General features: G+C 44.1%; 13 protein-coding genes. 1 reads left to right on the top strand and 12 read right to left on the bottom strand.

Annotated features, from left to right (window positions below; translation table 11 throughout):
- Positions 1-28 precede the first annotated feature (28 nt).
- The gene (locus MHI15_RS20105) at positions 29-529 is read left to right on the top strand and encodes a C40 family peptidase (RefSeq protein WP_076128433.1); all 501 of its coding nucleotides are present in this window, start codon (positions 29-31) and stop codon (positions 527-529) included.
- A 45-nt stretch (positions 530-574) separates the two neighbouring features.
- Here the strand turns inward: MHI15_RS20105 and MHI15_RS20100 are convergent, their stop codons facing one another.
- From MHI15_RS20100 to rnz, 12 genes are all read right to left on the bottom strand, one after another.
- Positions 575-1,294: a response regulator transcription factor gene (locus MHI15_RS20100; protein WP_076128431.1), complete on the bottom strand. Its 720-nt coding sequence runs from the start codon at positions 1,292-1,294 to the stop codon at positions 575-577.
- A gap of 116 nt (positions 1,295-1,410) precedes the next feature.
- Positions 1,411-2,451, bottom strand: a complete 1,041-nt coding sequence (locus MHI15_RS20095; protein ID WP_076302608.1) for a ThiF family adenylyltransferase — start codon at positions 2,449-2,451, stop codon at positions 1,411-1,413.
- Positions 2,452-2,524: 73 nt separating this feature from the next.
- Positions 2,525-4,078 carry an ABC-F family ATP-binding cassette domain-containing protein gene (locus MHI15_RS20090; protein WP_036687697.1) on the bottom strand — a complete coding sequence of 518 codons (1,554 nt, stop codon included), beginning with the start codon at positions 4,076-4,078 and terminating at the stop codon, positions 2,525-2,527.
- Between the two features lie 114 nt (positions 4,079-4,192).
- On the bottom strand, positions 4,193-5,686 hold the full coding sequence (locus MHI15_RS20085) for a serine/threonine protein kinase (RefSeq protein ID WP_341164764.1): 1,494 nt from the start codon (positions 5,684-5,686) through the stop codon (positions 4,193-4,195).
- 124 nt (positions 5,687-5,810) lie between these two features.
- The gene (locus MHI15_RS20080) at positions 5,811-6,827 is read right to left on the bottom strand and encodes an SAM-dependent methyltransferase (RefSeq protein ID WP_341164992.1); all 1,017 of its coding nucleotides are present in this window, start codon (positions 6,825-6,827) and stop codon (positions 5,811-5,813) included.
- A 47-nt stretch (positions 6,828-6,874) separates the two neighbouring features.
- Entirely contained in the window at positions 6,875-7,660 is a 786-nt protein-coding gene (locus MHI15_RS20075; RefSeq protein ID WP_282579836.1) for an ABC transporter ATP-binding protein, read from the bottom strand.
- Positions 7,657-7,980, bottom strand: coding sequence for a thioredoxin family protein (locus MHI15_RS20070; RefSeq protein ID WP_076128425.1), 324 nt, complete (start codon positions 7,978-7,980; stop codon positions 7,657-7,659). Before MHI15_RS20070 ends, MHI15_RS20075 begins: the two co-directional genes overlap by 4 nt.
- A complete protein-coding gene (locus MHI15_RS20065) occupies positions 7,977-8,321 on the bottom strand; it encodes a cyclic-phosphate processing receiver domain-containing protein (RefSeq protein WP_339243712.1) in 345 nt (114 codons plus the stop codon). Before MHI15_RS20065 ends, MHI15_RS20070 begins: the two co-directional genes overlap by 4 nt.
- On the bottom strand, positions 8,318-9,181 hold the full coding sequence (locus MHI15_RS20060) for a deoxyribonuclease IV (RefSeq protein WP_341164991.1): 864 nt from the start codon (positions 9,179-9,181) through the stop codon (positions 8,318-8,320). Before MHI15_RS20060 ends, MHI15_RS20065 begins: the two co-directional genes overlap by 4 nt.
- Positions 9,171-9,986 (bottom strand): Fpg/Nei family DNA glycosylase, encoded by an 816-nt coding sequence (locus MHI15_RS20055; protein WP_076133771.1) that lies wholly within the window; start codon positions 9,984-9,986, stop codon positions 9,171-9,173. The genes MHI15_RS20060 and MHI15_RS20055 overlap by 11 nt, the downstream gene beginning before the upstream one ends.
- Positions 9,987-10,031: 45 nt before the next feature.
- Positions 10,032-10,820, bottom strand: a complete 789-nt coding sequence (locus MHI15_RS20050) for a TIGR01457 family HAD-type hydrolase (protein ID WP_076128417.1) — start codon at positions 10,818-10,820, stop codon at positions 10,032-10,034.
- 293 nt (positions 10,821-11,113) lie between these two features.
- Positions 11,114-12,052, bottom strand: coding sequence for a ribonuclease Z (rnz, locus tag MHI15_RS20045; protein WP_076279308.1), 939 nt, complete (start codon positions 12,050-12,052; stop codon positions 11,114-11,116).
- Between the last annotated feature and the right edge of the window lie 10 nt (positions 12,053-12,062).

Genomic DNA, 12,062 nt, shown 5'->3' with positions numbered 1-12,062 from the left:
ATATACTAACTTTGGAGGTACTTACAACATGAATAAACAACAATGGATAAAAAAAGCGATTGTTATAGGAATGGTTACTACAATGGGCTTAGGAACAATGATGGCAACTGGTGTAGGTGCAACTAAAGTTGAAGCCGCTACGGTGTCCAAAGGACAAAGCGTCGTCAATTTCGGAAAAAACTTTATGGGAACTCCATACAAATTCGGAGCCTCTACTTCTACTACTAAGGTTTTTGACTGCTCTTCCTTTATGAAACATATCTTTAATAAATATAATGTATCATTACCCCGCACAGCTGCGGCTCAATCAAAAGTAGGAACTGCTGTATCCAAAGCTAACCTTCGTGTCGGCGATCTTGTATTCTTCTCCAGCGGCAGCAGAGCAACTGGTAAAAATGTAACTCACGTAGCTGTTTACGCTGGGAACGGTAAAATTCTGCACACTTATGGTAAACCAGGTGTTACGGTTTCTGATCTTAATTCTGGTACATGGAAAAAGACTTATCTAAAGGCTCGCCGCGTACTGTAAACAACAGCTCTATAGTAGAGTCTTTTCTATAAAAGAGAATTAGTCTCAGGATGTGGTGCTGCCTTCGGGCACCCTCATTACATATCCTGTTCCGCGAACAGTATGAATCAACTTGTTCCGGTACCCTTTATCAATTTTTAAGCGGATATGCCTGATGTATACATCTACAACATTGGTATCTGCATGGAATTGATATCCCCATACTTGTTTGAGTATTTCCTCGCGGGAACATATAATCCCTCGATTCGCAGCGAGATAATATAGAAGATCGAATTCTTTATGCGTCATTTTAAGCTCGATCCCTTCACGGGTGACCAGCCTGCGGCTGGGATCGAGCATTAAACCATCTACCTTTAACAGATGTTTTAAATTTCGACGCCGACCCGTGAGGGTTAATAAATTTAGAATTCTACATTTAAATTCACCGGTATGTAGTGGTTTTGTCATGAAATCATTCCCTCCGGCTAAAAAGGCCGCAACTGCTCCGTTACCAGATAATTCTTCGGAAATCACCATGACCGGAAGAATCATTCCCTCATCTCTTACTGCGGAAATGATTTTCCATCCTTCCCATGTTCCCACCTCGCCTAAATCAGCAAGCAGTAATACCGGTTCTACTTCAGAAATGGATAAGCGAAGATCTTCGGGATCTTCGCTTTTTGTTATTTGCAGACCGATATCATTAAACACTTTCGCAATAGCGTCTAGTTCTTCCTCTCCTCTTCCGTTTCCCGCAGACATGTACCATATCATTTGCTCACTCACGAAGATCCCCCGTATCCATCAGACATGCATCAGCATCCCATTAATAGATATAGAATCCCCGGAAAACAAAGAGACCATTCCTATGAAATGGCCTGAAGATCTGTTTATTATGCTTTTTATCCAAAATATCGATGATAAAAGCTACGGGCAGCGGCAATATCCTTCGTTCCATGGATCAATGCCCGGCCATCTGCGAAGATCACCATCCGGTAAGGACCTTCCTTAAAGGAAATTAGATAAGGATTGCTCTCTACCTCACCGTCTCCTAAACGAGACAGACGACTGGCTGTTTCCTGCAAGTTAAGTTTCTGCGGCCGGGCAGGGCGGATCTGTACAGTATCCCTGCCACAAAGCACATCACTTCGTTCCGTATTTAAGGCTGTTAGATAAGGGTAGATCGGATGAGTCCCACAAGAAGGACAATTCTCCTTTTTAGCACTTTTCACGCCAATTTCTTGATGTTCATTACGCCATACATCGAAAGTCAGCAGTTTATTCCTTAATTGGTCCTTACGGTTACCGAGAAGCTTTAACGCCTCAGCTGTAGCATTTGCAGTAACCAATTGCACGGCCTGTGGGAGAATACCCGCTGTATCACAGGTATCTCCCCCTAGTGGGACTGTACCTAAAAGACAATGAAGACATGGCGTTTCTCCAGGCAAAATCGTATATGTAATTCCATAGCTTCCTACACATGCTCCATAAATCCAAGGGATATTATTCTTTTGGGCAATATCATTAATGATGAGACGTGTATCGAAATTATCAGTCCCATCCATAATCAGGTCCACCCCTGAGATGAGTCCTTCCAGCTCTTCCTTCCGCACATCCATAACATGCGCTTCTATGACAACCTCAGAATTAATCTGCTGCAGTCTGTTCTGGGCTGCAATGGCTTTTGGAGCTCTCTCCTGCGCATCCATCTCGGTATACAGCTGTTGGCGCTGCAGGTTACTCCACTCTACATAATCGCGGTCAACGATAAGAACATGCCCAACCCCACAGCGGACTAATGTCTCTGCAATCCCTGTACCTAACGCACCCGCACCAACTACAAGCACTTTTGATTTTGCAAGACCCTGCTGTCCTTCAGTTCCAAACGGCGCGAAACGTATCTGTCGTGAGTATCGATCTTCTCGCCCAGCGTTATGAAACATACATTATCTCCTCCCCATATCCAAAAAGCGGAGAACAGCAGGATGTCTGCTATTCTCCGGATTTATGATTATTCTATACCTGTACAGCTGACCACTGCTCAACATCCCAAATTTTCGTAACCCAATCTTCATAAAAATCAGGTTCATGAGATACAAGCAGGACTGTGCCTTTATATTCTTGCAAAGCGCGCTTCAACTCTGCTTTAGCAATAACGTCAAGGTGATTGGTAGGTTCATCGAACAGTACCCAGTTGCTTTCGCGCATCAAAAGCTTACAAAGTCGCACTTTCGCTTGCTCCCCACCACTCAGCATACTAAGCGGACGTGTAATATGTTCATTTTTTAGGCCACAGCGTGCCAGATGTCCACGAACTTCGTTCTGAGTTAAACTGGAGAATTCATTCCAGACATCCTCAATGGGTGTAAGACTAGCTGCTTTTACTTCTTGTTGGAAATATGCAGGGTTCAGATAATCCCCAAGATAGGTTTTGCCGCTGTATGTTGGGATCACTCCCAGAATTGTCTTCAGCAGTGTCGATTTACCCACACCATTGCAGCCAACAATAGCAATCTTCTCTCCACGTTCAATGACCATATTTAGCTGTGGCAGCAGCGGACGATCATAACCGATCTCGAAATCAATTCCCTCGAAGACGGTTTTCCCGCTTGCCCGGCTCTCTTTAAACTTAAAGGTCGGCTTAGCAGCTTCTTCAGGCCGATCAATTCGGTCCATACGATCAAGCTGCTTCTCACGGCTTTTTGCCCGGCCTGAAGTTGAAGCACGCGCTTTATTCCGCTGGATGAAGTCCTCTTGTTTTTTGATAAAATCTTGTTGCTTCTCATAGGCATCGATATGCTGGTTTTTGTTCATCTCCGCCATATCGAGGAATTTCTCATAGTTCGCCGTGTAACGGGTCAATTTACCGAACTCTAAGTGATAAACGACATTAACGACTTTATTCATAAACTCAGTGTCATGGGAAATCAATATAAATGCATATGGGTACTGTTTCAAATAGTTGGTCAGCCAATCGATATGCTCAACATCCAAATAGTTGGTAGGCTCATCAAGCAATAGTACATTGGGTTTCTCCAGTAGCAGCTTCGCCAGCAGCACTTTGGTTCTTTGACCACCGCTGAGAGAAGCAACATCACGATCTAGCCCAATCACGGACAGGCCTAAACCATTGGCCATTTCCTCTACTTTTACATCAATCAGATAGAAATCTCCGATATCCAGTTGTTCCTGAATGTCTCCCATCTGCTCCAGTAGTACTTCTAGTTCCTCAGGCGAAGCATCACCCATCTGCTCTGTGATCTTCAGCATTTCCTGCTCCAACTCAAGCAATGGCAAAAAAGCGTCCTTTAGAACATCGCGAATCGTTTTGCCCGGTGTAAGAATCGTATGTTGGTCCAAATAACCGTAACGCACCCGAGGGGTCCACTCTACTTTACCATTATCCTTCAAAAGCTTTCCTGTCAAAATATTCATTAGCGTCGATTTACCAACGCCATTTGCTCCAACAATTCCAACATGTTCTCCTGGTAACAACCGGAAAGACACGTTCTTGAACAATGTCCGATCCCCAAAATTGTGGGAAACGTCTTCTACAGTAAGTAAACTCATAAATTCTCCGCAAGCTCCTGTCTATACTTAAATAATGCGTAAATCAAATCACGTATAAATATATATTTTATCATACTTTAGCGGAACACTGAATTAAATGTTAGTCCCAATAGCCTATCTTAAGAAAAAACCACGGCGTTTTCCAACGTTTCGCTCGCCCTTAATGTCCCCTAACAGCTCAGCAATTACATCTGCCAACTTCCCTTTTTGTAAAAATGGATCTTGCTGACACGGTAGATTATAAACTCTATCTATACCTAAAGAATTTCGCAATACTTCAACAGATTGGTATTCAGCAAGTGGTAACCCCACTCTCCATTCCCGTTCAGGCTGCAGCCCACTCCGTTTAATCCATAATAAAGTTTCCTCCAATCGCCAATCGGCGCCAGAAGCAATCAGAATGGGAATATCGCTATGCTTGATTTCTTCCAGCGCTCCATCAAATCCACCCGTTCCCAGATCTAAGACAACAAATTGATAAGCTCCTCTCATAAGCTCTGCTACATCCCCATGGTGAGGTCGCTTCCAGTAATGAACCTTCCTCCAGGAAAATGCAAGCTCAGGGCTCTTAGCAGGAACTGAAGCGCTCTGCGCGTCAAGCATACTGTGCATGCGATCATAAACAGATGAATCTGGAGATAGATCAACCCAAGCTGTTGAACCGATCTGTCCCAAATAACTGCTAATCGCAAATGAAGTATGTGTTGTTCCAAGTCCCGGCCTTACTCCAAGTAAGGCGATCACTATAGCCTTCCGTTTATCAACCGCTAGGGGCACAGACACTGCTAAAGGATTACCTTCATCCATATCATTTTCCACACGAACCAGCGCTTGAATAACAGCTGTTGCCTCCTGATATCTTTCCTCCGGATGAGGCCGTAATAAACGTCTAATTATAGGAATAAAAGCTGCGGGAACATGGTCACGCAACTTATTTTCCATTCCAGACTCCCAGTGGCTGCATAAGCCTCCGGTAGCCATATACAAAAGTAATGCACCAAGACCATATAAATCAGAAACCGGCTGACTCTGCCCATTCCCATACTGCTCAGGAGCCGCAAATCCTACTGTACCAAGCTTCACCGTATCTTCAACGATTCCTTTTCTAAAATTCCGAGCGATTCCGAAGTCGATTAACATCAATTCTTTTTGCTTAGTTAACATAAGATTGGAGGGCTTTAAATCACGATAAACAATGGGCGGATGATGACCATGCAAATATTGCAGGACTTCTAAAAGCTGTTTAGCTATTTGTAGGATGAATTCACAAGGCAATGGTCCGGGATTATCCTTCATCAGCTGACTTAAAGTTATCCCTTCAATATAATCCATAACTAAATAAGAATACCCTTCTTGATCCGAAAGATAGTAATCAACAATACGTGGAAGCCGCGGGTGATCCAGACACATTAGCATCTGCGCTTCAGCTTTAATGTCTGAAGGCATCTCATCTGAGCTTACACTTTCTTTTACAGCCCAACGTTTCCCCTTTAAACGCAGATCCTCCGCAAGATAAACAATACTCATTCCACCTGTTCCAATCTGATCAATAATTCTGTATCTGGCGTCCATTATCTGCCCTACCCCAAGCTTCGATGCAAAATCCACCTGAACTTCCCCCTTTTTCACATAAAAAAAAGAGAAAGCTTCCGCCATTAACGTTGTTACCGCAGATTACGATAACGTTAATAACGGGATGCTTTCCCTTAAGATTTTTAAATTAGGATCTAACTTAGTATTTAATCATATAAAGTGTTATTTCGTCACGATTATGAAACAGCTGCTTGGCCCGTTGAATCTGCATACGTTCGCCCTCAAACATTGCGATGATCTCTTTGATCATCGCTAGAGGTTTCTTATGCATCAGCTTTACGGTCACAATCGCTGTTCCGCCTGGGGACAGGCTGTGCAGCAGCCCGGTTACAAGCTTCGCCATCAGCTTAGGACTCCAGCTCATATCACATACAAGCAGATCAAATTCATTATCGCGGAATTTCACTTCTCCGGCATTTTTGCGCAGGATCTTCAGACCCGGGTAATTACGCAGCGATTCATGCATCAAAGCAGGGTCAACCGCTGTTACCTTCATTCCACGCTCCAGCAAGAAAGAAGTCCAGCCCCCTGGAGAGGCACCGATATCAAGCGCATTACGGAAGCTGTAAAAAGGAATACCGAACTCCTTCTCCGCTTCCATCAGCTTGAACTTAGCACGTGAGATTTGTCCGTCTTCCTTGCGGAAACGGATTGCACCGCCATTCCAACCGGATAGATTCTCTTCTGGTCTGGACACTCCTGCATATAAGGCATTCCCGTCTGCGTAGACAGAAATGACCCATGCCGGATCTTGTACTGTAAATTCTGCACCCAAGCTTTGCAATTGCTCCTGCAGCCATTCACGTAGTTCGCCCGGACTTTCCTGCCAGAAGGAAGGATCCCCTTTACGAACATTTAGGGATATTTTCTCCCCCTCTAGCTCACTGCGGCGGCTTAAATACACAGCCAAACGCTGTAACCCATCAATGGTTCCTTCATCCTGAAACTGCACAGGCTGTATATGACGAAGGAAAATGGGCAGATTCTGTGTGAGCAATCGTGATACTTCCTCGGGTTCAGACTGCAAGGTGGCTAGAAAGATTTCTCCCGGCAGCAGCAGCGTACTCTTCACTGCGCCGAACAAGCGCCGAAGCTCTTCCTGAGCATATGGCGCAAAACCGTGATTAGCTGTACAAATATATCGGGAGTACACCATTTCTTCCGGAGCAGTGGTCTGCTCTTCGTTATCATGTCTTAATTCGTTCAAATCGTTTTGCCTCCAGGTCTAATTTTAATCCAGGGACGACCGCTATCCCATTCTACATCAACAGGAATATCATAGGTGGCCAAGATCATTTCTTTGGTTAATACTTCTTCTTTCGGTCCGGAACCAGCTAGCTTACCGTCGCGAATTAAAGCAACATGTGTAAAAAGCGGGACGATTTCCTCCACATGATGAGTTACATATACAACGGAGACATTACGTTGTCTCAGCTTGTCTACTTCAGCCAGCATTTTTTCTCTTTCGTACAGATCAAGACCTGCACAAGGCTCGTCCATAATCAGAAGTTTGGGGTCAGCCATAAGACATCTTGCCAGCATTGCTTTTTTTCGCTCTCCCTGTGACAAGGTTCCAAAAGGATGAAGTGCCATATTGCCCAGATTCATATCCTCTAGCAAGCGGATTGCCTTCTCCTTCACTTCGTGTGGAATGCTCTCGTAGAAACGCAAATAAGCGTAAGCTCCTGTAGCGACAACCTCCCACACCGGATCATTTAAAGACATCTTCTCCATTAAGGAAGGACCAATATAACCAATTTCTTTACGAACCTCGCGTAAATCACATTGACCATATTTATTCCCCAATACCTCAACAGTTCCTTTGCTAGGGAATAAATAACCTGTCATAATCTCCAAAATGGTTGTTTTGCCCGAACCATTTCGTCCCAAAATGACCCAGTTTTCGCCTTCCTTCACTTCTAACGATACATCGTCCAAGATTAGGCTTTCTTCTCTGCGCAGAGATAAATGTTGTAATGAAATGATCATGATATAACACTCCTTATGTATTCCAGAATCCGCTCAACTGAAACCATTGAATAATAAATATGCGGATTCTCTATCCGGTCAGCAGAAGCCACAAGTAGAGCAGGGACACTGGTAATACGGTATTGTTGGACCAGATTAGGCAACATGTTCACATTTCCGGCAACCATTTGGAGTTCAGCAGGCAATAGATGTGCCGCTACTTCCAACATGCGTTCTGTAGCCTTACAGGTACCACACAGCGGAGTATGCAAAAATACTACCAGCGGTTCTCCCGGTCTCGTGAGTATCTCCAGTAAATCCGCTTCATTCATTTCCTTCATTTCAGATCCGTCTCCCTAGCGATATCATAAAGCTTATCAGAACTTAGGGGACCATTAAACAAGATCATCCCCTCAGGTTTAGCCGCGTATAAGATTTCATACATTTCTTTTCTCCCTAAAACACTAGAGGTGTGTAGATAGATTTCACGGGGGTACAGCCCTTCCAGAACAATCCGTCTAGCCACTTCCCCACCAGAATAATCATCCGGTCCCATATCATAATCTAACGATAAAATACCAACCTCACACTCACGCAGCATCAGAAGACATTCTTCTGTTGTCCTGGCTAAAGCAAATCCAAGCGGACCTTTACGGAGATCGTCCATATAGATATGAATCACTTTCTAACCCCCGCTTCAAACCAACTACGAACAGTAGCTATTTCATTCCGATGACTGCCATCTGGACCCTTTTCAGTTTCCAAAACAACAGATTTTTTACGTAATGGATCAGAAGTTATTAAGCGCTTAAGACCCTCTTCGCCGATATAACCTTTTCCTATTCCAGCATGCCGGTCCCGTCTCGAATCAAAGGGAAACTTAGAATCATTTAGATGAACAGCTACAAGATGCGGCCAAAATCCAAGCTGGTTTCCTCGTTCAAGCAAGTCTTCCGTATGCTCAGGATTCCAAATTCCCGCTGCAAAAGCATGACAGGTATCCAGACAAAATCCAATCTTCTCGGGAAACTGGCTAAGCTCACGAACCTTCACCAATTCTTCAAGTGTAATCCCTTCGGTACCATGGTTGCCCGCTTGATTCTCGATTAACAGCTTGGCGTTACCTTCCCAGGACTCCAGCGTCTCATTCATACATTGTATAATATTTTGATAGCCTTGTAACGGCTCCATTCCAGCAAAATGTCCAAAATGAACAACAATGCCTAAGGAACCGCAGGCTTCAGCAATTTCCAGATCATTAAGTAGGGAGTCTACATACACCTTTCGCGGGGTAGCGTCATCCCTATTCGCAGCCATATTGATTGCATAAGGGGTGTGGGCGATAGAGGTGATCCCTTTTTCTTGGCAAAAGAGTGCACAATCCCTTGTATCTCGAATATCAACCGTCTTTAACTTCAGACTGCGCGGATTTTTCGGAAAATATTGAAAACTTGTTGCACCGCTCTCCCAAGCAAATCGGGCAGCTCTCCCATATCCACCACGAATGCTGACATGAGCCCCTATTTTGGGTTTAGGCTTCATGCTGACAGTCTGGGCAATAAAATACTTTGCGTCCAGACAGCTCTGTTTTGATAATCGTTCCCCCATCGCGTAGGCAAGGCTCACCCTCACGGTCATAGACTTTACATTGGTCATTATAAGAACCCGTAACCGTATCACCGGTCATAAAAGGCATTTCCATGTATCCGCCAATCTCTGTCGCATCAGTTAATACTTTTTGAATGCTTTGATACAGGCGGGAAATGGCTTCAGGTGATAAATTTTGTACTAAAACTGAAGGCAGAAGCCCTGCGTCAAAAGCAATCTCATCCGCATAACAATTTCCAATACCCGCCATTACATGCTGATTCACTAACAGACTTTTTAACGCACCACGCCGCCCTTTTAATATTCCTGCAAAACGTTCCGGCGTCATCCGTCGATCCAGCAGCTCAGGTCCAAGCTTACCCATCGTTGCTTCGCTTTCCTTCACGGATACTAAATGTAAGAACCCTAACCGCAGGCCCATAAAATAAAGGATCTGATCACCAAATGCGATTTCTACTTGCGTATTACGATCCGGCCGCTCTTCTTCTGAACCATAAAAAAGCAATCCACCCAGCATTAAATGTAATAGTAATCTTCGTCCATCATGGAGATGAAACAAAATGTACTTGGCGCGCCGCTCTACAAAAACAACACGCGCACCGATCAAGGCATTAATGAAAGCTTCTGTTTCCATGTTAATTGTTTTTTCTCTGTTCACAATTACATTAGTTATCGGAACATTTATAATACGCTGGCTAAGCAGCTGTCTATAATTCTCCATTTCCGGCAATTCTGGCATACTCATCGTCCCCTCTAAGTTGGTGAAGTAATAAGACCCTAGCTATTATACACCGAGAAACATTTTAAGTTCAGCTAAATCGGCACATATTTCATCGGGAGTGATCCCTGTGATGCTTTTATAGTGCTCCAGGTTCTCTGTAGTGGTTAAACCGGTAAGAACAAGGATTGTACGACAGCCCGCATTAACACCGGCAGCGATATCCGTACGCATATTATCCCCAACAACAGCAGCATGTTCAGGTTGAATGTTCAGAAGATCTGTCGCATATTTGATCAGGTGGGATTCAGGTTTACCGATCACTACTGGCTTCACTCCACTTGCAGCCTCAATTGCTGCACCAATCGTACCCGCACCCGGCATAACCCCATCATCTGATGGTAACATTAAATCTGGATTGGTGAGCACAAACTTTGCCCCGCTCAAAATCCAACGCGAAGCTTGAGCTAACGAAGCATAATTAAAAGAACGATCGATACCTTGCACCACATAATCAGGGGATTCTGTGACGATTTGGAGCCCTGCCTCAATGCAAGCCATACGCAGTCCCTCTTCTCCAAGTATCGCCACTGTAGCCCCAGGTGATTCCTCAGCTATGTAACGTGCGGCTGCCATAGAAGAGGTACATACCTCCTCAGCTTTCGCCTCAATTCCCATTCCACTTAAGTGGGCAGCAACGTTAGCTGCCGTACGCGATGAGTTATTAGTAACAAATAAAAAAGGGATATCCGCTTCACGAAGAGCTTTTATCAGCAGATCAGCACCGGGAATCATTTTATGCCCATGGTACAATGTACCATCTAGATCAATCAATAATCCTTCAATTTGTTCCATCACTAACCCCTCAGTTTCCACAATAAATTTAATTAATATAATAAATAAATAATAGTATTAACAAACTCGTAGCCTTTGCCCTGCTTGGATTTTTAGAAAAACTCAATCCCTTTAGGTGGAAGATATCACCTACTGATTTTCGGCAATATGTCCAGCCATTCGTTCGTCTTTTACTCCGTGATTACTTTAAATCTAACACACTTCGTCGAATGAAATCGAACAACCGTCCCATCCAGCATTTTTTAGCATAGCACTGTCATTTCCTGCGCTTTCCCGGAAAATAATCATTCCCCCTATTGCCCATTTAGTCTGCGAGGTACCGGATATGCATTAAATTCCTCAGCTAATAATGTCTCTGGGAATAGGAGTCCAGCTTCCTCAAGCAAAGGAATTAACTCTTCATGCGAGCTGTAACGAGAACTGAAATGAGTCAGCAACAGCTGTCCTGCTTTGGCTTCTTTTGCTAACTCTGCAGCCTGACGGGCTGTACTATGATGATATTGATACGCCATGTCAGCCAGATCATGGGCGAAGGTTGCTTCATGAACGATAAGGTCTGCATTAAGAGAGAGTTCTAAGGCTCCCGAACAAGGTCTTGTATCTCCAAGGATAGTAACAATACGTCCTCGTTTGGGTTCCCTGACAACATCAGCAGCACAGATTCGTACACCTTCATCCGTAACAACATCTTCACCTTTTTTTAATTTCCCATAAATCGGTCCCGGTTTTAAACCATAACTCTTAAGCAATTCCGTATTGAGGCTTCCGGGACTATCCTTTTCCGTTACCCGGTAGCCATAGCTGTCAATCCGGTGCTCAAGTAATGCAGCCTCAACTTTAAAGCTATCATCCTCGAATATAATTCCTCCTGTATGCTCTACAATCTCAATCTTATAAGGAATTCGGGATTGGCTCACAGCTAAGGAGATCTCTAAGTAAGCTTTTAATCCAGGGGGTCCGTACACCGTTAACGGCGCTGTCCCTCCCTGATAACCACGACTTGATAATAGACCTGGAAGACCAAATAGGTGATCACCATGCAAGTGGGTAATGAATAGTTTTTCCAGCTTTCCTAGCCGAATCGGTGAACGAAGAACCTGATGTTGTGTACCTTCCCCACAATCGAACATCCAAATACTGCGACGTTCTTCCAGCAGTCTTAATGTAACGGACGTTACATTGCGTTGTAGCGTTGGCACACCTGCATTAGTACCTAAAAAATATAGATCCATTCTTTTTCCT

The sequence above is a fragment of the Paenibacillus sp. FSL H7-0918 genome (genome assembly GCF_038007025.1).
Lineage (GTDB): Bacteria > Bacillota > Bacilli > Paenibacillales > Paenibacillaceae > Paenibacillus_AQ > Paenibacillus_AQ odorifer.
Note: the sequence above shows the minus strand (reverse complement) of the source record. Positions and strands in the feature narration are given on the sequence as shown.